The following is a 19,288-nucleotide window of genomic DNA, read 5'->3' as shown; positions in this document are numbered from 1 at the left end:
TGGATAGTGTCGTTGCAATCTAAATTTAATTCAGATTATGAGAGGATATTCTATTTTTTATGGGATTTTCATTATCAAAAAGAAATTTACCATATATCAAAACATATATTAAAACTCTTGCGTGCCAACGTAAAAAAACCTGGTAAAAACCAGGTTTTTTATTAGTCTTCCAGTACTTTGAAACGCGGATCGTCTGGATCGATGGACAGGATGCCCTGCGCTTCTTCTTTCATCGTGGTTTCTTGCGAACGCTGTTCATGGGTACGCTTTTCTTCCAGGTACTTGTAAATCTCAGTCACCAGTTCTTCGCAGCCTTCACGATTCAAGGCGGAAATTTCAAAGACCGGGCCTTTCCAGGCAAAACGCTTGACGAAGTCTTTGACCTTTTTCTTGCGTTCATCTGCAGTCAGGACATCCAGCTTGTTGAGCACCAGCCAGCGCGGCTTTTCATACAGGCTTTCGTCGTATTTGCGCAATTCCTTGATCAGGGCCTTGGCTTCCTTGACGGGGTCAACAGCCTCATCAAACGGTGCCAGATCAACAATATGCAAGAGCAAGCCTGTGCGTTGCAAATGTTTCAAGAATTGTATGCCCAGACCGGCACCATCAGCAGCACCTTCGATCAGGCCAGGAATGTCGGCGATGACGAAGCTTTTTTCATGACTGACACGCACCATACCCAGGTTCGGGTGCAGGGTCGTGAAAGGATAATCAGCGATTTTGGGGCGTGCATTCGATACCGCAGTAATGAAAGTGGATTTACCGGCATTTGGCAAACCCAGCAGACCTACGTCGGCCAGGACTTTCAATTCCAGGCGTAATTCGCGGCGCTCACCTTCTTTACCATCAGAGCGCTGACGCGGCGCACGGTTGGTGGAAGTCTTGAAGTGGATATTACCCCAGCCGCCCTCGCCACCTTTAACCAGTTCAACTTGCTGGCCATGTTCAGTCAGATCGGCAATGACTTCATCGGTATTCCTGTCGCAAATCTGGGTACCAACCGGCATGCGCAGGAAGATATCATCCGCACCTTTGCCATAACAGTCTGCACCACGACCATTTTCACCGTCTTTGGCTTTATGCAATTTGGAATAACGATAATCAACCAGGGTGTTGATATTACGATCTGCCACTGCCCAGATACTGCCACCACGACCACCATCGCCACCATCCGGGCCACCAAAAGGACGGAATTTTTCACGACAGAAGGATGCAACGCCATTGCCACCATCGCCGGCGATCACTTCTATCCTGGCTTCATCAATAAATTTCATTTTTACCACCTAAAAAAGCTTGTATAAATCTTTGCTACCACTTGTAGCAACCGATTTATACAGGATTTCTTGAAACTAAAAAGGCTCCACCAATGGCAGAGCCTTTTCTACATACCGGCTTGCGCCCTGCTTTGAATTACTTCAATGCATTACGCTGGAACGACAATGGCGAACTGGTGACGTGCTGCACCTTTGATCGCGAATTGTACTTTGCCATTAACCAGAGCGAACAAAGTGTGATCTTTGCCCATACCAACATTTTCACCAGCGTGTACACGTGTACCGCGTTGACGAATGATGATACCGCCAGCATTGATAGCTTGGCCGCCGTAAACTTTAACGCCCAGGCGTTTCGATTCTGAGTCACGGCCGTTGCGCGTGGTGCCGCCGCCTTTTTTGTGTGCCATTTAATTAGCTCCTTAAGTTCAGGTAAATTAACTTATCTACGGATTAGCCGTTGATAGATACGATTTGCAATTCAGTGTAGTTTTGGCGATGGCCTTGACGTTTCTGATAATGCTTACGACGACGCATTTTGAAAATGCGCACTTTGTCGTGACGACCGTGATCTATAACCTTAGCCAGCACCGTAGCACCTGTGACCAGTGGAGCACCAAATTTAATGGTCTCGCCAGCGCCCAATGCGAGCACTTGATCTATGGTGATTTCGGAGCCAATGTCTGCAGGTATCTGTTCTACTTTAAGTTTTTCACCAGCGACAACTTTGTATTGCTTGCCTCCGGTTTTTATGACCGCGTACATGTGAAACCTCATCGAATAAAAATTAGGAATTTTCTCCCGCCGGACTGAGAAACCATCTGGGAAATCGGGAAAACCACAAATTGTACATAATTCCCGAATAAGCGTCAAAGACTATTTGCATATTTTTTCAGCAGCGCAGGCCTCGCCGCAGCAAAAAGCCGGGGCGTTAATGACCAGAAAGTATAATAAAGCCGGAAGCTCTGGTGCAATTCAAGCAAAACAATGGCATGGCGTCGTATAATCTTGGCCATTCTGGATTTTTTGCAGGTTCCCCCTTGTCTGCCACAAACAACCCCAATCCCATCACCGACCTTATTGCTTCTGACATGTCGGAAGTCAACCAGGTCATACGCAACAAACTGCATTCTGAAGTACCTCTGGTGAATCAGATTGCCGAATACATCATCAGCGCAGGCGGAAAAAGGATACGACCGGTACTGGTCTTGCTGGTGGCAAATGCCTACCAGTATCAGGGCAAGCATCATCACGAGCTGGCGGCGATAGTCGAATTTATCCACACCGCCACCCTGCTGCATGATGACGTGGTGGATGAATCCTCGCTGCGGCGCGGGCGCAAGACAGCGAATGCCTTGTTTGGTAATGCCGCATCGGTGCTGGTCGGCGACTTTCTGTACTCACGCGCCTTCCAGATGATGGTATCGATCAATAACATGCAAATCATGCAAATATTGGCAGATGCCACCAATGTGATTGCCGAAGGCGAAGTCTTGCAGTTGTTGAATATGCATGACCCAGACGTGACGGAAGAACGCTACTTGCAGGTAATACGCTCCAAAACAGCCAAGCTGTTCGAAGCCGCCGCCCAGATCGGTGCCCTGATTGCTGGTGCCGGTGAGCAGGAAATTGAAGCCGCCGGCGAATACGGACGTTCACTGGGTACTGCATTTCAATTGATAGATGACGTACTGGATTATTCCGGCAATGCTGAGGACATAGGCAAGAATGTGGGCGATGATTTGCGCGAAGGCAAGCCTACCCTGCCCCTGATTTACCTGATGAAGAATGGCAATGCTGCCGAACAAGAACTGGTGCGGGCCTGCATAGAACATGGCGACGAATCTCAATTTGATGCCATCCTGAGTGCCATTACCAGTTCCGGTGCCTTGGCCTATACTCAGAATGAAGCGGTAAAAGCAGCCGATCGCGCTGCCACTGCCATCGCCACCCTGCCAGAAAGCAAGTACAAACAGGCCATGGTGCAGTTGTGCGCTTTTGCTGTGGGTCGCAACCATTAATTTTGCAGGCACCTTCGTCATACGCAATTCTGCAAAATACCGTGAATTCGGGGGATGACTTGGAAAAGATGTGAGGTGTGCAGTAGAACCAAGGACTGGGCTGATAAGGTAGCTGACAACGCAGTTGATACCGCAGTTGACAACTGAGCAGAATTTGTAACACGAGTGTAACGAACAGCAGGCAACATGCTACGAAAGTTACAATCTAGATCGTTTTGCCGCGTATTTGCTGCTTAGATACCGGGTTTTCCCCTGAACGCCTTTACAAATAACGGGCTTAGTTGCATTATCCTAAGGCAACTGATTGTATTGGTAAATTTTACTCAAAAGACCCTATGTCCGCAGTCCAACCAAATTCAGCCACTCTCCCCCCGACCTCAGGTTTGGCGCGCGCACTGACGCAGGCCAATTTATTGACTGCGGCCCAGGTTGACGTCGTCAGCAAAAAGGCCCAGCTCGACAAAACTACCTTCATTGATGGCTTGCTGCAAAGTGGGTTTATCAATGCACGCAACCTGGCGACATTTTGCTCGGATGTGTTTGGTTATCCATTGCTGGATTTATCGCTGGTCAATGAGTCACTGATACCAGAAAAGCTGGTAGACCCCAAGCTCATGCAGGCACAGCGCATGATTGCGATCGCAAAAAAAGGCAACAAGGTATCGCTCGCGCTTTCTGACCCGACCAATAACTCGGCACTGGATCAGGTCAAGTTTCAGACCGGACTGGGCGTTGACATCATCATTGTGCAGCATGATGCCTTGGTCAAACTGCTGGAAAGACTGGGTAAAACCTCAGAACAAACCCTGATTGACATCGCCGGCGATGACTTTGAACTCGAATTCAAGGAAGACGACCTTACTCAGGCTGCCGCTGACAACCAGGCAATAGAAATTGATGATGCCCCGGTCGTTAAATTCCTGCAAAAGATGCTGATTGATGCGATCAACATGGGCGCTTCCGATTTGCATTTTGAACCCTTTGAAAAATTCTATCGCATCCGCTTCCGCGTTGATGGCGAACTGAAGGAAATTGCCCAACCGCCGCTGGCCATCAAGGAAAAACTGGCTTCACGTATCAAGGTTATCTCCAAGCTGGATATTTCTGAAAAACGGATCCCGCAAGATGGCCGCATGAAACTGCAGTTGTCCGCCATCAAGTCCATCGATTTTCGTGTGAGCACACTGCCCACCCTGTTTGGCGAAAAGATCGTTATGCGTATTCTGGATGGTTCCCAGGCGCAGATGGGTATTGACGCCCTGGGCTACGATCCGGATCACAAAGCCATCCTGATGGATGCGATTCAGCGTCCCTATGGCATGGTGCTGGTCACTGGCCCAACTGGTTCTGGTAAAACGGTGTCGTTGTATACCTGCCTTAATGTCATCAATAAACCCGGCATCAACATCTCGACCGCCGAAGATCCGGCCGAGATCAACTTGCCAGGGGTTAATCAGGTCAACGTCAATGACAAAGCTGGCCTTACCTTTGCGGTTGCGCTGAAGTCTTTCCTGCGTCAGGATCCTGACGTCATCATGGTGGGTGAGATTCGTGATCTGGAAACTGCCGATATTGCCATCAAGGCGGCGCAAACCGGTCACATGGTATTTTCCACCCTGCATACCAATGATGCGCCAGCTACCCTGACACGTCTGATGAATATGGGCGTAGCCCCGTTCAATATCGCGTCTTCGGTCATCCTGATCACCGCGCAAAGGCTGGCGCGCCGCCTCTGCACCTGCAAAAAACCAGTCGATGTACTGGATGAAGTCTTGCTGCAGGCCGGTTTCAAGGATGACGATCTGGACGGCACCTGGAAACCCTATGGCCCGGTTGGCTGTGATCGCTGCAGTGGTGGTGGTTACAAGGGTCGCGTCGGTATTTACCAGTTGATGCCTATCTCCGAATCGATAGAACGCATCATTTTGGCCAGTGGCAGTGCAATGGAAATTGAAGAACAAGCCCAACGCGAAGGCATCAGGAATTTGCGTCAGTCAGGACTGTTGAAAGTAAGGCAGGGTCTGACCAGTCTAGAAGAAGTGCTCGGATGTACCAACGAATAATAAGAGAACAGTCATATGGCAACTAATCCGGCAAAGTCCGTCAGATCATCACAAGTCAAAGAACATTTGTATGCGTGGGAAGGAAAAGACAAGTTTGGTAAAACCGTACGGGGTGAATTACGCGCCGGCGGCGAAGCCATCGTCAACGCCACCTTGCGCCGCCAGGGTATCCTGGTTACCAAGCTGAAAAAGAAAAGCTATAGTACCGGCAAAAAAATCACTGAAAAAGACATCTCCCTGTTCACACGACAGTTGGCAACCATGATGAAAGCTGGTGTGCCTTTGCTGCAGTCTTTTGATATCGTATCCAAAGGCCACTCCAATCCCTCAGTCTCCAAGTTGTTGCAGGATATCCGTGGCGACGTCGAGACCGGTACCAGCCTGAACCAGGCTTTCCGTAAGTTTCCCCTGTATTTTGACCCGCTGTTCTGTAACCTGGTCGGTGCCGGTGAACAGGCCGGTATTCTGGAAGAGTTGCTGAATCGCCTTGCCATCTACAAGGAAAAAACCCTGGCCATCAAGGCCAAAATCAAATCTGCCCTGACTTACCCTATCGCCATTCTGGGGATTGCCTTCATTGTGACCGCCATCATCATGATCTGGGTGGTACCGGCATTTAAAGAGGTATTCAAAAGCTTTGGTGCGGATTTGCCGGCACCTACCCTGTTTGTCATGGCGATTTCCGATTTCTTTGTCAAATACTGGTATCTGATCTTTGGTGGTTTATTTGGTAGCGTGTACTTCTTTATGCAATCCTGGAAACGCTCTTTGAAAATGCAGCAGACCATGGACAGGTTGCTGTTGCAGGCCCCTATCTTTGGCGATGTGATTCGCAAAGCCACGATTGCGCGCTGGACACGTACGCTGGCCACCATGTTTGCCGCCGGTGTGCCGCTGGTTGAATCGCTGGATTCTGTTGGCGGTGCCGCCGGTAATGCCGTTTACCTGGATGCTACCATCAAAATCCAGACTGAAGTCAGTACGGGTGTCAGCCTGACCGTCGCCATGCAAAACTCGAATGTTTTCCCGAATATGGTCACGCAAATGGTGGCGATTGGTGAAGAATCGGGTGCGCTGGATTCCATGCTGAGCAAGGTTGCCGATTTTTATGAAGATGAAGTGGATGAAGCCGTTGCCTCCCTGTCCAGTCTGATGGAACCGATGATCATGGCCATTCTGGGCGTGGTCATTGGCGGCCTGGTGGTCGCGATGTACTTGCCTATTTTCAAACTGGGTTCGGTGGTCTGATGCTGGAATTGCTTTTGTTTGCCGCCCCTGGGTTTTGGCTGAGCACGCTGTTTTTTGGCCTGCTCGGCCTGCTGATCGGGAGTTTCCTGAACGTCGTCATCCATCGCTTGCCGAAGATGATGCAAAGGTTTGAAGACAATTATTTCGCCGAAACCCGCGATCAGCCCAAACCCCATACCGATAGCTACAATCTGGTCGTGCCACGTTCGGCCTGCCCACACTGCGGACACAAGATCAGCGCCCTGGAAAACATCCCGGTGGTCAGCTATCTGGTGCTGGGTGGCAAATGCAAGGGATGCAAGGCCCGCATTTCACCACGCTACCCGCTAATAGAACTATTCACCGCCCTGTTGTCGGCAGGAATGGTCTGGCATTTTGGCAGTGGTGTGAATGGCATGGCGGCGGTGGTTTTCGTCTGGATACTGGTCGCCCTGACCTTCATCGATATTGACACCCAGTTGCTGCCAGACGACCTGACCCTGAGCTTGATGTGGATAGGTTTGCTACTGAATATCAATGGCTATTTCGCTTCACTCAAAGATGCCGTGATTGGCGCTGCTGCCGGCTATCTGGCCCTGTGGATAGTCAATGAAATCTATAAACTGCTGAGAAAGCGTGATGGCTTTGGCGGCGGTGACTTCAAACTGCTGGCAGCCTTTGGGGCCTGGATGGGCTGGAGCATGTTGCCGGTCATCATATTATTTTCTTCATTTGTGGGTGCCTTTATCGGTATTACCCAGATGATACTGAGCAAGCTGGGTTGGGAATCACAAATCCCGTTTGGCCCTTACCTCGCTGGAGCAGGCCTGATTGCCCTGGTCTGGGGACATCAGATCATCGACTATTATCTAGGCATCATGTAATGCCTGCCCGCTTTGCGCTTGGTCTGACCGGTGGCATAGGCAGTGGAAAAACCACCATTGCCAATATCCTCGGTGAACTGGGTGCGGCCCTGATTGATACCGATGTCATAGCCCATCAGCTCACCGTACCTGGCGGGCTCGCCATACCGGCCATTCTGAAGCAATTTGGCTATGACCTGCTGACTGCGGATGGTGCCATGGACAGGTCGGCGATGCGCGAATTGGTATTTTCTGACCCGGCGCAGAAACACAAGCTGGAAAACATACTGCATCCACTCATCCGCCAGGAAACCGAGAAAGCTGCCAGTACTGCCACCGGCAGTTACCTGATTTTTGTCGTACCCCTGCTGGTGGAATCGGGTAACTGGAAAAACCGGGTGGATCGCGTCCTGGTAGTTGATTGTGACGAAGAAACACAAATCCAGCGCGTCATGTCACGCAACAGCCTGAACCGGGAACAGGTGCTGGCCATCATGCATAATCAAGCCAGCCGGCAGCAAAGACTGGCGGCGGCGGACGATGTCATCACTAACCAGGGGCCGCTGGAAATTATCCGTACGCAGGTAGTACAACTGCATCAACAATACATGGCGTATGCAGAGATGAAAAAATAGGTGTACTGTGTGAAGTAATACACGTTGATGCATAAAATTTTTTTGAAAGAATCTGCACACGATGTTTGTAATTTCACACAGTATGGTTCAAAATCATGTGCAGCTTGGATTCGCACTAATTTTGACAGGGAAACTATTTTGATTGTTTACGAATACCCTTTTAACGAGCGTATTCGCACGTTATTGCGGCTGGAAGACTTATATGAAAAATTTACATTTTTCCTACATCAGTCTGATCCCATGCAGCATCACGTCGCCCTAGCCACCATTTTCGAAATGCTGGAAGTCGCCGGTCGCGCTGACCTGAAATCCGATCTCTTGCAAGAACTCGACAGACAGAAACACACACTCATCAGTTTCAGATCCAATCCGAATGTACAGGCCGACATGCTCGACCAGATACTGGATGATGTCGACCGTGCCAGCACCGCCCTGGCGGGCAGCACTGGCAAGACGGGCCAGAACGTGCGCGACAATGAATGGCTGATGAGCATACGTGGGCGCACTATTATCCCGGGTGGTGCCTGCGAGTTCGATTTGCCCAGCTACCATGCATGGCAAAAAAATTCCGCCGAAAAACGCTATGCCGACATCAGTGCCTGGTTTGCCCCGATTGCACCCTTGTTTGCTGCCATCAATGTGGTCCTGCGTCTGTTGCGCGAATCTGGCTCCACTGCAAAAGTGATTGCCCAGGCCGGCAGTTACCAGCAAATGTTACAGGGCAAGGTGTACCAGTTGTTGCGCGTCAGCGTCGCTCAGGAACTGGGGGCTATCCCTGAAATTTCTGCCAATAAATATATGCTGTGGATACGTTATATGTCGCAAGATGGCGACATGAAGCCCAAGGCTTTTGAAAACGATATTCCATTTGACCTGACTCTCTGTAATTTGTAACTATGGCCACTTTTGTTGACTGTCCCACCTGCAAAAACAAGGTGGAATGGATAGAAGCGAACCGCTGGCGTCCATTTTGTTCTGAACGCTGCAAACAAATCGATCTGGGTGCCTGGGCGGAAGAGAAATATACGATACCTGCCGTCAATCTGCCCGAAGACCCTGAGCTGGCCGAATAAGGTCAGCGCTTTTGCGGGATACCGTATTTGCGTAACTTGGTGGCGATCATGGAATGCGAGGTTGCCAGGCGCATAGCCAGCTTACGGCTGGATGGGTATTGCGGATACATCGACTCCAGCAAATTGCGCTCAAATGCATTCACCGAATCTTCCCAACTCTCGGTCACATCGGTTTTCACCACATCGGCAGTAATGCTGCCTTCTGCCCAATCGAGGTCGGCCGCATCCAGCACACGCTGATCCGACATGGTAATCGCCCTGAACACGACATTCTGCAATTGCCTGACATTACCTGGCCAGTGGTTAGACACCAGGGCGGCACAGGCAGCCGAGTTGAGCCGGCAAACGGGCTTTTGTGCCTGGGTACAGGCACGTTCGATAAAATGCCTGGCCAGGGGCAAAATATCGTCAGGCCGCTCGCGCAGGGCTGGCATTTCCAGATGCAATACATTCAGGCGGTAAAACAGGTCTTCACGGAAACTAGCTTCCTGCACCATCTTGCGCAAGTTACGGTGGGTCGCGCTGATGATGCGCACATTCACGCGGACTTCCTTGTCACTGCCTATGCGACGGAATTTGCCATCATTAAGAAAACGCAGCAATTTGGCTTGCAAATATAACGACATTTCGCCAATTTCATCCAGGAACACGGTGCCGCCATCCGCCATTTCAAACAGGCCGGGTTTACCACCACGCTGGGCACCGGTAAAGGCGCCCGAGGTATACCCAAACAATTCACTTTCTGCCAGACTTTCTGGCAAGGCAGCACAATTCAGTTCCAGGAAAGGGGCATTACTACGGCCACTGACACCATGGCAGGCCTGCGCCAGCAATTCCTTGCCGGTGCCGGTCTCGCCAGTGATCAGCAAGGGGGCATCAACTACCGCTACCCTGGCGGCACGGGTCTTCAAGGCACGTATCTGCTCGGATTCACCGATAATGAAATGAAAGCCGCTGCCTTCAGAATGTTGCAAGGCATGCAGGCGACCACCAATGCGGGTCGGTGCATGAAAAGTCAGCACGGCACCGACTGAGCGGCCATGCTGGGCCATATCTAAGCCCTGGGGTTCGGATACCGGTGTGACATCCATGAAATAAGGTTCACCGGTGAGTATGACTTCACGGCTGGGCAGGCGAAAACCGCTGGTCAGCAGTTCTTCCAGGATACCTGCCTCGTCCAGCACTTGATCCAGTTTGCGCTGGCACAGCTCGGTTTCTGTCATGCGGACTGCCGTGGCAGCGGCACCATTCGCAATCACGATGTGACCACTGGCATCGATGGCCAGTACCGGGTCTTCCATGACAGCCATCATGGTATCGAGATTCAGGCGACGCCGTATGCCGGGCAAGACATCCAGCACCTTGATGTCACCGACACCACGTACCTGCTGGCAATCAGCCTGCAGGGACGGCAGCATGAAATCCAGCAATTCCGGACTGTCGATATAAATATGCGGCGGGTCCACTTCCACCGCCACCACATTCAGGCCACGGCGCGCCAGCACCGCCAGGATTTCATGGGCAATACCGACACGGTCCTTGAACTGGATATTGATGCGCATGCTGGATGAATGGGGCTCGGTACCGGTTTAAAAGGGTTCTGGAATATATCCACGTGGACGCGCATGCTGGCGACGGAATGCGCTGTTTGATGCCAGGCCGCGCAGGCGTCCCAGGTCAAATTGTTCCAGTTGCTGCAAGACTGCACGGTTGAGTGTCATTTTAACTTGCATCATCAGCAGATCCACACTTTGCTGGCTGGAAGTACGGGTAGTGCGTCTTTCCTGCTGCATTTCCGCATCCTGGAACTGTTGTGCCCGCCCCTGCTCCTGCCCCTGATTCTGGTCCTGCGCCTGTTTTTCTACTGCCTTGGCAGCCGCCTTTTCTTCTGCCATGACAAAACAGCGGTACACATCGGCCAGGGTAATGATGCCATTGCAATCCCGACAATGCCAGGCATCTTTTTCCTTGGCATCGCGGCTGACCAGGTCATCCTTGCTCAATGTCGCCAGGATGGAACGTATCAGGCGCGGGGTTTTGCCGGTAGCCTGGGCCAGTGTGGTGATATTCGCGGTACGCGGCATCACCATCATGATTTGCGCCAGCAATTCTATCGCCGTATAAAAACGCGCATTCAGGTTGGCATCAGAAAAAACCTGGGTCGATGAAAGTAATTCTTCAAATTGATTCATGCCAACTCCTTGGTAACAACAATAGGGCGATTCGCGCTGCCATAACGATCCATGAACAAGCCTTCGGTCGAAATGGCAGGTCGTTTGCCGGAAACGAGGTCTGCAATAAACTGCCCGGAACCGCAGGCCATGGTCCAGCCCAAAGTGCCGTGTCCGGTGTTCAGATACAGATTGCGATACGGTGTCGGCCCTATCACCGGGGTACCGTCCGGTGTCATGGGGCGCAGGCCAGTCCAGAATTCTGCCTTGGCAACATCACCGCCACCGGGGAACAGGTCAGTCACGGAATGCTCCAGCGTGGCGCGACGCTCAGCACGCAGATCGAGGTTATAGCCTGTGATTTCTGCGGTGCCGCCTACCCGTATGCGGTCGCCCAGGCGGGTGATCGCCACTTTGTAGGTTTCATCCATGACGGTGGATTCCGGCGCTTTATGCGCGTCGGTGATCGGCACGGTGATCGAATAACCCTTGATCGGGTAAACCGGAATCCTGATGTCCAGTTCTTTCAACAGTATCGGTGAATAACTGCCCAGGGCCAGTACGAAACAATCAGCCTTGATCTCCCCTTCCGAGGTAATGACAGAGCTGATGGTATCGCCGCTCTTGACCAGTCTTTGTATGCTGACGCCATATTTAAATTGCGCCCCAAGTTCTTGTGCCAGCTTCGATAGATTTTGGGTGAACTTGAAGCAGTCCCCGGTTTCATCACCCGGCAAGCGCAAGGCACCCACAAATTTTTCCTGCACGTTCGCCAGCGCCGGCTCAACTTTCAGGCAACCGGCCTTGTCGAGTTTTTCATACGGAACGTCATAGCGTTTGAGGATGGCGATATCTGCCTCTGATCCATCGAGTTGCTGCTGGTTGCGGAACAACTGCAAGGTACCCTGAGTGCGTTCGTCATAGCTGATGCCGGTATCGCTGCGCAATTGCTGCAAGACATCGCGGCTGTATTCGGCCATGCGCAGCATGCGGCCCTTATTGATCTCGTAGCGCCTGGTGGTGCAGTTCATCAACATTTGCGTTACCCAGCGCCACATGTTGGGATCAAAGCTGGGACGTATCGCCAACGGACTGTGCTGCATCAGCAGCCATTTGATGGCCTTCAGGGGGACACCCGGACCAGCCCAGGGGGCAGAATAGCCAGGCGACACCTCGCCAGCATTCGCATAACTGGTTTCCAGCCCTGCTGCCGGCTGGCGTTCTATCACGGTCACTTCATGCCCGGCCTTGGCCAGGTAATAGGCTGATGCCGTTCCTATGACACCTGCACCCAATATGACTACCTTCATGCTGCCTCTCCCATTTTGATACTGTTGTGTGTTCTTTTATTTATTCTGATCCCGGTTTTTGTTGCCGGCGCTGCCGCAGACTTAATTGCTGTAAGTACGTTCATAGCGAGCCCCCAAACTGGTCAATATCTCGTAGCCTATGGTGCCAGCCCTGGCGGCCACCTGATCCACCGTGTTGTCAGCGGATATCAGGTCGACCAGCGTACCTGGCAGCAGGTGTTCTGCGGCCACCGTGGTCACATCCAGGGTAATGGTATCCATCGAGACATTGCCGACCATGGGTACTGCCTGGCCGGCAATATGGGCAATGCCACGATTACTGAGGCTGCGCATCCAGCCATCGGCGTAACCGACAGCGACTGTCGCAATGCGAGTGGTCTGGCTACTGCGCCAACTGGCGCCATAACCCACACCGGTTCCGGCAGGAATGTCACGGGTCTGGATGATGCTGCCCTGCAGATGCGCGACCGCCCGCATGGGATTGGCCTGTCCGGCGACTGGTGCCACGCCGTACAGGGCCGCGCCCGGACGTGCCAAGTCAAAATGAAAATCGGAACCAAGGAAAACACCGGAAGAATTTGCCACGCTGGCTGGCAAGCCGTGGCAGGCAGGTATTTGCCTGCGCAAGTCATTGAAACGCTGCAGTTGCTGATGATTTACCGGATTGGACTGGTCTTCAGCGCTGGCCAGGTGACTCATGACATACAGCAGATCGATGCCCTCGGTCAGACCAGTATCGTCCTGCCAGAGTCTAACTTCGGCATCGGACATACCCATTCTGGCCATGCCGGTATCGACTTGCACGATGGCAGGCAAGCGACGCTGTTGCTGTCTGGCCAGATCGCGCCAGGCCAGGATTTGCGGCAGGCTGTTCAAGACTGGAATGCAATTGTGTTCCAGCAATTCGGCGTCATGGCCCACAGGTGGGCCATGCATGATGTAGATCGCAGCATCAGCCGGTAAATGGCGGCGCAAGGCGATGCCTTCTTCCAGATGGGCAACAAAAAAATCACGGCATTCTTCTGCATACAGTGCCTGCACCACCGGTACGGCACCCAGGCCATAAGCGTCAGCTTTGACTGCGGCCCCACATTTCGCCTTACCCAACAAACCCTGCAAAAGACGATAGTTATAACGTATTGCCTTTAAATCAATACGAAGTACTGCACCTGCTCTTCCAGCAACTTGCCTCATTTTTCACCACTCCATCGCATGCATGAATCATGCGATTAGTTATAGCAATCGGCATGCCACAAAATTTTATTGATGAAATTCAAGGACTTATAAAATTTATTTCGGCAGCAGCAAAAAAACTGTATTTAAAACGATACACCCTATGATTTTCGCGCTCTTTTTGGGAGGCATTCACGCTCTACAGCGTACTGAAAATCGGACACTGTATATTTTTAAATACAGTGTATTGTTTTAGATACAGTCCAGATATAAAATAAAGCACAGATAATCTCAGCGACCAATGCTTAGGACAATAAGTGATACTACGGATTGCTTGTCATAAAAAGACAGTCCGCCACAAGGAAAATTTCCCTCTGGAAAAGCTTTGGGTAAATAAATCAGGAAATTGGGGTCAGGGTCGTCTGCCTGATCATCCATACCGGAGTCCATGCATGAGCAATACGGAGACAAGCGCAAATCAGGCCGGATGCTGACAAACGACGTTACCGGAAGGTGCAAGAAAGCGACATGGGATAGCAGAGGACGACAGAGGGTGACAGAAGGTCACAAAAAACCGGCCCGCAAACGGGGCCCATGAGAAACACCCGCTCAGGCAGGTTCGCTACGCAAAAGGTCCAGCCATTCCAGCAAGGGAATAGTGGCGGGCAGTAAAGGGGAAACCGCAACGCTGCCCTGCCAGGCAAAGGACTGGCCTTCCAGGCTTTGGGGCTCGCCCTGCCATTCGCGGCTGATATAAAAATGCAGCCGGACGTGGGCATGCGGATAAATATGTTCCACACCACACCAGGGTTCGGCAGATACAATCTGTATGCCCAGCTCTTCCACAAATTCACGTTTCAGCGCGGCCAGTATGGATTCATCCGCCTCCACCTTGCCGCCCGGGAATTCCCAGTAACCTTCATAAGGTTTGCCTGCTGGCCGTTGTCCCAGCAAGACGTCACCATTGGCTTTCATCAATATACCGACGGCGACATCCACAGGTTTTGCCGTCATATCAGGATTCCGCCATGCGACCGGCATAGTCGCGGGCAAACTGCCAGGCGACACGACCAGAACGCGAACCACGTTGCAAAGCCCAGCGCAGGGCATCGCCACGCGCTTCGGTGATTTGCTCTGCATTGCAACCCATGGTCGTCAACCAGTGGGCGACGATGTCCAGGTAATCATCCTGCTTGAAAGGGTAAAACGATACCCACAGGCCAAAACGTTCGGACAGGGAAATTTTTTCTTCTACCGTTTCCCCTGGATGCAAGTCACCGTCATCACTATATTTATAGCTGGCATTGTCGGACATTTTTTCCGGCAGCAGATGGCGGCGGTTGGACGTGGCATAAATCAGTACATTGTCCGATTGCGCAGCGATACTGCCATCGAGTGCGACTTTCAGGGCCTTGTAACCGGCCTCGCCTTCTTCAAACGACAAATCATCGCAAAATACGATGAAGCGTTCTGGCCGCTCGGCGATCAGGTCAACGATGTCATGCAAATCCACCAGATCAGTTTTGTCGACTTCGATCAGACGCAAGCCCTGGTCGGCAAACTGGTTCAGGCAAGCCTTGATCAGAGAAGATTTGCCAGTACCGCGTGCACCTGTCAGCAAGACATTGTTGGCCGGTTTGCCATGTACAAACTGGAGCGTATTTTGTTCTATCTGGGCTTTTTGAATCGCGACATGACACAGGTCGTCCAGCGCAATATCTGACACGTGACGCACCACTTGCAGATAGCCTTGCCCGCCGCGCTTGCGCCAGCGAAACGCATGGCCCAATTGCCAGTCAGGCACGGGCGAAGCGACCGGCAGCAAGCTTTCCAGCCGGGTCAGCAAATGCTCTGCACGGGATAAAAATTGATCAAGCTGGGTCATGGCTGTTTACTCGGGAAAGAGATCAGGAGCGGTAATCGGCATTGATCGACACATAATCATGCGACAGATCGCAAGTCCATATCGTTGCCTGTGCATCACCGCGTGCCAGTTTGACGCGTATGGTGATTTCACTTTGCTTCATGATGCGCTGACCATCTTCTTCGCGGTAATCGGGATTGCGACCACCATTCTTGGCAACCCAGACATCGTCCAGGTACATATTCAGTTTGCCGACATCCAGGTCGCCAACACCGGCATAGCCTATCGCTGCGAGGATGCGTCCGAGATTTGGATCAGAAGCAAAGAATGCCGTTTTTACCAGCGGGGAATGGGCAATGGAATAGGCAATCTTGCGGCACTCTTCGACATCACATCCGTCTTCCACGGCAATGGTGATGAACTTGGTCGCACCTTCACCATCACGAATAATCATGTGGGCGAGTTTTTGCGACAGTGCCGTCACGGCTTCTGCCAACAAGGCATATTCCGGCGTATCAATATCATTCACTTCCACTTCACCGGCACCTGTAGCGATCAGCATGAAGGAATCATTGGTCGAGGTATCGCCATCGATGGTGATGCAATTAAAGGATTTGTCAGCCGCCTGCTTGACCAGGTGGTCCAGCACGTTTTGCGCCACTTTGGCATCCAGGGCCAGGTAACCCAGCATGGTCGCCATGTTTGGCTTGATCATGCCGGCCCCTTTGCTGATACCGGTCATGCTGACAGTTTTACCACCTATGCTGACGGTTGCCGATGCAGCTTTGGGCTGGGTGTCGGTGGTCATGATGGCTTCTGCTGCATTGAACCAGTTATCTGCCTTGAGGTTTTCTATGGCTTTCGGCAAACCTGCAACCAGTCTGTCGACGGGCAATTGTTCCAGGATCACGCCTGTGGAAAATGGCAAAATCTGCGCCGCTTCGCAATCCAGCAATTCTGCCAGCGCAGCACAAGTCGCATTGGCAGCAGCAAGGCCAGCATCACCAGTACCCGCATTCGCATTGCCTGTGTTGATGACCAGCGCACGAATAGGTGCAGAGCTCATGAGCAAGCCTTCCAGATGGGCCTTGCATACCTGCACCGGTGCCGCGCAAAAACGGTTGGTGGTGAACACACCCGACACCGTGGCCGTCGCAGCCAATTCCATCACCAGCACATCTTTGCGGTTGGCTTTGCGTATGCCTGCTTCGGCATAGCCCAGGCGAATACCTGCCACCGGCTTCAGGTCAGCAGCAACAGGAATGGGGGAATTGACGGCCATGATAGTTTCCTTGCGTTGAAATCAAGCCGACATTGTAGGGCATTTTGCTGCGCTGCGAAGCATGTTTGCGCCATGTGAATTCGCACTGCTTGTCTATTCCGGGCTCACAGGCCCATGATCATTTGGGCAATAATATTTTTTTGTATTTCATTCGAGCCACCATAAATCGATAACTTGCGCATATTCAGGTAATTGATGGCGAGTGAGCTCGCCACTTCTGACATATCCGATCTATCCCTGAGTGCGAGTGCCTGCTCACCTACTGCCTGCATCAGCATGTCGGTAATGGTTTGCTGGATCTCGGTACCCTTGATCTTGAGGATGGAAGCCTCTGGTCCCGGTGCATGTTGCTGTTCTTCAGCCGAGAGTACGCGCAGATTGGTTATTTCCAGCGCCATCAAATCAATTTCCACTTGTGCAAGACGCGCAGCGAACTGGGCGTCGTCTATCAAGGGCCGGCCACTCTTCCATTCCTGGGTAGCAACACGCTTGAGGCGGGTCAATTCTCTTTTTGCCATACCTATGCCGGCGATATTGGTGCGTTCATGTCCCAGCAGGAATTTGGCATAGGTCCAGCCCTGATTTTCCTTGCCGACCAGATTATCCAGCGGTACCCTGACATCATCAAACCAGACTTCATTGACTTCATGCGCACCATCCATGGTGATGATGGGCCTGATCGTCACCCCCGGTGACTTCATGTCGATCAGCAGGAATGAAATGCCACGTTGTGGCTTGACCTCACGGTCGGTGCGCACCAGGCAAAATATCCAGTCTGCATACTGTGCTAGCGTGGTCCAGGTCTTTTGGCCATTGACCCGGTAATATTCGCCTTCTGCGTCGCGCATGCGTTCTGCCGTGGTGTTGACGGATGCCAGGTCAGAGCCTGAGCCCGGCTCTGAATAACCCTGGCACCACCATTCTTCTGCCGCCAGAATTTTGGGCAGGAAGCGCTGCTGCTGTGCCGGTGAGCCAAACTCCATCAGGACAGGTGCCACCATCTTGATGCCAAAAGGCGGCAGACGCGGTGCACCGGCCGCCGCACATTCTTCTTCAAAAATATAGCGTTGCACTGCTGACCAGCCGGTTCCACCAAATTCAGCCGGCCAGGAACTGCCGCCCCAACCACGTGCGTGCAGGATTTGTTGCCAGCGTTGGTAATCCTGCTTTTCCAGCGGCATGCCATGCCTGACTTTTTGGCGGATATCTGCAGGCAGCGCCTGTTGCAAAAAATCCTGGATTTCGCGGCGAAATTCCAGTTCGGCTGAGGTGAAATTCAAGTCCATGATTATCCTGATTATCCTGATTATCCTGATTATCCTGGCTATACCAGGATAGACAATTGCAAATCTAAGCACGTCCATAAGCAATGGGTTTGAAATATGCTATTCTGCACTGCAGAATTATATTCCAAAATATTACATCCATTTCCACTGTAGGCCCGCGTCTTGTCGAGGTCAAGCCTTATGGCGACTGCATAAACAGCCTGGCTTATGGATGGCTTATTAATTTTTAGCGAAGACCAGCAAACATGGATGACACCCCAGCCAGCCCCGTGAAGGAAGACCGCCACTTCGTTACCGCGCTGGCACGTGGTCTCGATGTACTGGCCTGCTTTCGCCCCGGTGACAGGGCTTTGGGCAATCAGGAAATTGCCCAGCGTTGCCAATTACCGAAGTCCACGGTATCGCGCCTGACCTATACCTTGACCAAGCTGGGCTACCTGCATTACGTCGCTAGCCAGGGACAATATCGTCTGGGATCCGCCACCCTGGCGCTGGGCAGCGCCATGATTGCGCGACTCGATGTGCGACAACTGGCACGCCCCTTGATGCAGGAGCTGGCAGATTTTTCCAGGGGCATGGTGTCACTGGGTATGCGTGACAGACTCAGCATGATTTATATAGAAAACTGCCGCAGCCAGAATGCACTGACCCTGAGCCTGGATGTAGGCTCGCGCATTCCGGTTGCGACCACCGCCATGGGACGTGCGCTGCTGGCCGGCCTGCCGGTGCCTGAACGTGAATCTGTATTGACGGAAATCAGCAGCACACAGGCAGACCTGTGGCCAGAGCTGGAAGCTGGCATACAGCGCAGCCTGCGGGAGGTGACGGAATTTGGTTGCTGCAGTTCTTTCGGCGACTGGCAAACGGATGTGAACGCTATCGCCATCGGTTTCTCACCTGGTGCCGGGCAAGCTCCGGTGGCAATTAACTGCGGCGGCCCGGCTTTCCTGTTGAGCAAGGAATTTCTATTGCATGAAGTACGCCCGAAGTTATTGCAACTGGTGCGTGATTTGCAGGGTAATCTGCTTTAGAACCGTTTACGATCTTAA

The 19,288-nt window shown here is 52.1% G+C and carries 19 protein-coding genes; 8 read left to right on the top strand and 11 right to left on the bottom strand.

Features of this window, described 5'->3' with window-relative positions; genetic code table 11:
- Window positions 1–161: 161 nt before the first annotated feature.
- The 3 genes from obgE to rplU form a co-directional block, all read right to left on the bottom strand.
- Window positions 162–1,274: a GTPase ObgE gene (gene obgE, locus ACO0K9_RS06345; protein ID WP_422982940.1), complete on the bottom strand. Its 1,113-nt coding sequence runs from the start codon at window positions 1,272–1,274 to the stop codon at window positions 162–164.
- A gap of 149 nt (window positions 1,275–1,423) precedes the next feature.
- Window positions 1,424–1,681 (bottom strand): 50S ribosomal protein L27, encoded by a 258-nt coding sequence (rpmA, locus tag ACO0K9_RS06340; protein ID WP_186946996.1) that lies wholly within the window; start codon window positions 1,679–1,681, stop codon window positions 1,424–1,426.
- Between the two features lie 43 nt (window positions 1,682–1,724).
- A complete protein-coding gene (gene rplU, locus ACO0K9_RS06335) occupies window positions 1,725–2,036 on the bottom strand; it encodes a 50S ribosomal protein L21 (protein ID WP_186946995.1) in 312 nt (103 codons plus the stop codon).
- Between the two features lie 203 nt (window positions 2,037–2,239).
- Here rplU and ispB point away from each other — a divergent pair, with 203 nt between their 5' ends.
- From ispB to ACO0K9_RS06300, 7 genes are all read left to right on the top strand, one after another.
- Window positions 2,240–3,292: an octaprenyl diphosphate synthase gene (gene ispB / locus ACO0K9_RS06330; RefSeq protein WP_422982938.1), complete on the top strand. Its 1,053-nt coding sequence runs from the start codon at window positions 2,240–2,242 to the stop codon at window positions 3,290–3,292.
- Window positions 3,293–3,627: 335 nt separating this feature from the next.
- Window positions 3,628–5,355, top strand: coding sequence for a type IV-A pilus assembly ATPase PilB (gene pilB, locus ACO0K9_RS06325; protein WP_422982936.1), 1,728 nt, complete (start codon window positions 3,628–3,630; stop codon window positions 5,353–5,355).
- A gap of 15 nt (window positions 5,356–5,370) precedes the next feature.
- A complete protein-coding gene (locus tag ACO0K9_RS06320) occupies window positions 5,371–6,603 on the top strand; it encodes a type II secretion system F family protein (RefSeq protein WP_422982934.1) in 1,233 nt (410 codons plus the stop codon).
- Window positions 6,603–7,466 (top strand): prepilin peptidase, encoded by an 864-nt coding sequence (locus ACO0K9_RS06315; protein WP_422982932.1) that lies wholly within the window; start codon window positions 6,603–6,605, stop codon window positions 7,464–7,466. The genes ACO0K9_RS06320 and ACO0K9_RS06315 overlap by 1 nt, the downstream gene beginning before the upstream one ends.
- A complete protein-coding gene (gene coaE, locus ACO0K9_RS06310) occupies window positions 7,466–8,080 on the top strand; it encodes a dephospho-CoA kinase (protein ID WP_422982930.1) in 615 nt (204 codons plus the stop codon). Before ACO0K9_RS06315 ends, coaE begins: the two co-directional genes overlap by 1 nt.
- A 138-nt stretch (window positions 8,081–8,218) precedes the next feature.
- The gene (gene zapD, locus ACO0K9_RS06305; RefSeq protein ID WP_422982928.1) at window positions 8,219–8,974 is read left to right on the top strand and encodes a cell division protein ZapD; all 756 of its coding nucleotides are present in this window, start codon (window positions 8,219–8,221) and stop codon (window positions 8,972–8,974) included.
- Between the two features lie 2 nt (window positions 8,975–8,976).
- Window positions 8,977–9,153, top strand: coding sequence for a DNA gyrase inhibitor YacG (locus tag ACO0K9_RS06300; RefSeq protein WP_422982926.1), 177 nt, complete (start codon window positions 8,977–8,979; stop codon window positions 9,151–9,153).
- Between the two features lie 2 nt (window positions 9,154–9,155).
- Here the strand turns inward: ACO0K9_RS06300 and ACO0K9_RS06295 are convergent, their stop codons facing one another.
- The 8 genes from ACO0K9_RS06295 to ACO0K9_RS06260 all read right to left on the bottom strand — a co-directional run bounded on the left by ACO0K9_RS06295 (window position 9,156) and on the right by ACO0K9_RS06260 (window position 18,239).
- The gene (locus ACO0K9_RS06295; protein ID WP_422982924.1) at window positions 9,156–10,715 is read right to left on the bottom strand and encodes a sigma-54-dependent transcriptional regulator; all 1,560 of its coding nucleotides are present in this window, start codon (window positions 10,713–10,715) and stop codon (window positions 9,156–9,158) included.
- 27 nt (window positions 10,716–10,742) lie between these two features.
- Window positions 10,743–11,345 (bottom strand): hypothetical protein, encoded by a 603-nt coding sequence (locus ACO0K9_RS06290; RefSeq protein WP_422982922.1) that lies wholly within the window; start codon window positions 11,343–11,345, stop codon window positions 10,743–10,745.
- Complete coding sequence (locus ACO0K9_RS06285) at window positions 11,342–12,634, bottom strand: D-amino acid dehydrogenase (protein WP_422982920.1); 1,293 nt, start codon at window positions 12,632–12,634, stop codon at window positions 11,342–11,344. The genes ACO0K9_RS06290 and ACO0K9_RS06285 overlap by 4 nt, the downstream gene beginning before the upstream one ends.
- 81 nt (window positions 12,635–12,715) lie before the next feature.
- Window positions 12,716–13,828 (bottom strand): alanine racemase, encoded by a 1,113-nt coding sequence (gene alr, locus ACO0K9_RS06280; protein WP_422982918.1) that lies wholly within the window; start codon window positions 13,826–13,828, stop codon window positions 12,716–12,718.
- 588 nt (window positions 13,829–14,416) lie between these two features.
- A complete protein-coding gene (locus ACO0K9_RS06275; protein WP_422982916.1) occupies window positions 14,417–14,821 on the bottom strand; it encodes an NUDIX domain-containing protein in 405 nt (134 codons plus the stop codon).
- 1 nt (window position 14,822) lies between these two features.
- The gene (locus tag ACO0K9_RS06270; RefSeq protein ID WP_422982914.1) at window positions 14,823–15,692 is read right to left on the bottom strand and encodes an ATP-binding protein; all 870 of its coding nucleotides are present in this window, start codon (window positions 15,690–15,692) and stop codon (window positions 14,823–14,825) included.
- 22 nt (window positions 15,693–15,714) lie between these two features.
- A complete protein-coding gene (gene argJ, locus ACO0K9_RS06265; RefSeq protein ID WP_422982912.1) occupies window positions 15,715–16,953 on the bottom strand; it encodes a bifunctional glutamate N-acetyltransferase/amino-acid acetyltransferase ArgJ in 1,239 nt (412 codons plus the stop codon).
- A gap of 104 nt (window positions 16,954–17,057) precedes the next feature.
- Window positions 17,058–18,239 (bottom strand): acyl-CoA dehydrogenase family protein, encoded by a 1,182-nt coding sequence (locus ACO0K9_RS06260; RefSeq protein WP_422982910.1) that lies wholly within the window; start codon window positions 18,237–18,239, stop codon window positions 17,058–17,060.
- Between the two features lie 245 nt (window positions 18,240–18,484).
- Here ACO0K9_RS06260 and ACO0K9_RS06255 point away from each other — a divergent pair, with 245 nt between their 5' ends.
- Window positions 18,485–19,270 carry an IclR family transcriptional regulator gene (locus ACO0K9_RS06255; RefSeq protein ID WP_422982908.1) on the top strand — a complete coding sequence of 262 codons (786 nt, stop codon included), beginning with the start codon at window positions 18,485–18,487 and terminating at the stop codon, window positions 19,268–19,270.
- Window positions 19,271–19,288: the final 18 nt, after the last annotated feature.

The sequence above is a fragment of the Undibacterium sp. Ji50W genome (genome assembly GCF_049340445.1).
Taxonomy (GTDB): domain Bacteria; phylum Pseudomonadota; class Gammaproteobacteria; order Burkholderiales; family Burkholderiaceae_D; genus Undibacterium.
The sequence above is the reverse complement of the archived record's forward strand: the minus strand, read 5'-3'. Positions and strand labels throughout refer to the sequence as shown.

What these genes read in the sequence shown, in the direction of transcription:
- obgE (WP_422982940.1), bottom strand. Translation starts at nt 1,274, where the DNA reads ATGAAATTTATTGATGAAGCCAGGATAGAAGTGATCGCCGGCGATGGT.
- rpmA (WP_186946996.1), bottom strand. Translation starts at nt 1,681, where the DNA reads ATGGCACACAAAAAAGGCGGCGGCACCACGCGCAACGGCCGTGACTCA.
- rplU (WP_186946995.1), bottom strand. Translation starts at nt 2,036, where the DNA reads ATGTACGCGGTCATAAAAACCGGAGGCAAGCAATACAAAGTTGTCGCT.
- pilB (WP_422982936.1), top strand. Translation starts at nt 3,628, where the DNA reads ATGTCCGCAGTCCAACCAAATTCAGCCACTCTCCCCCCGACCTCAGGT.
- ACO0K9_RS06320 (WP_422982934.1), top strand. Translation starts at nt 5,371, where the DNA reads ATGGCAACTAATCCGGCAAAGTCCGTCAGATCATCACAAGTCAAAGAA.
- ACO0K9_RS06315 (WP_422982932.1), top strand. Translation starts at nt 6,603, where the DNA reads ATGCTGGAATTGCTTTTGTTTGCCGCCCCTGGGTTTTGGCTGAGCACG.
- coaE (WP_422982930.1), top strand. Translation starts at nt 7,466, where the DNA reads ATGCCTGCCCGCTTTGCGCTTGGTCTGACCGGTGGCATAGGCAGTGGA.
- ACO0K9_RS06300 (WP_422982926.1), top strand. Translation starts at nt 8,977, where the DNA reads ATGGCCACTTTTGTTGACTGTCCCACCTGCAAAAACAAGGTGGAATGG.
- ACO0K9_RS06295 (WP_422982924.1), bottom strand. Translation starts at nt 10,715, where the DNA reads ATGCGCATCAATATCCAGTTCAAGGACCGTGTCGGTATTGCCCATGAA.
- ACO0K9_RS06290 (WP_422982922.1), bottom strand. Translation starts at nt 11,345, where the DNA reads ATGAATCAATTTGAAGAATTACTTTCATCGACCCAGGTTTTTTCTGAT.
- ACO0K9_RS06285 (WP_422982920.1), bottom strand. Translation starts at nt 12,634, where the DNA reads ATGAAGGTAGTCATATTGGGTGCAGGTGTCATAGGAACGGCATCAGCC.
- alr (WP_422982918.1), bottom strand. Translation starts at nt 13,828, where the DNA reads ATGAGGCAAGTTGCTGGAAGAGCAGGTGCAGTACTTCGTATTGATTTA.
- ACO0K9_RS06275 (WP_422982916.1), bottom strand. Translation starts at nt 14,821, where the DNA reads ATGACGGCAAAACCTGTGGATGTCGCCGTCGGTATATTGATGAAAGCC.
- ACO0K9_RS06270 (WP_422982914.1), bottom strand. Translation starts at nt 15,692, where the DNA reads ATGACCCAGCTTGATCAATTTTTATCCCGTGCAGAGCATTTGCTGACC.
- argJ (WP_422982912.1), bottom strand. Translation starts at nt 16,953, where the DNA reads ATGGCCGTCAATTCCCCCATTCCTGTTGCTGCTGACCTGAAGCCGGTG.
- ACO0K9_RS06260 (WP_422982910.1), bottom strand. Translation starts at nt 18,239, where the DNA reads ATGGACTTGAATTTCACCTCAGCCGAACTGGAATTTCGCCGCGAAATC.
- ACO0K9_RS06255 (WP_422982908.1), top strand. Translation starts at nt 18,485, where the DNA reads ATGGATGACACCCCAGCCAGCCCCGTGAAGGAAGACCGCCACTTCGTT.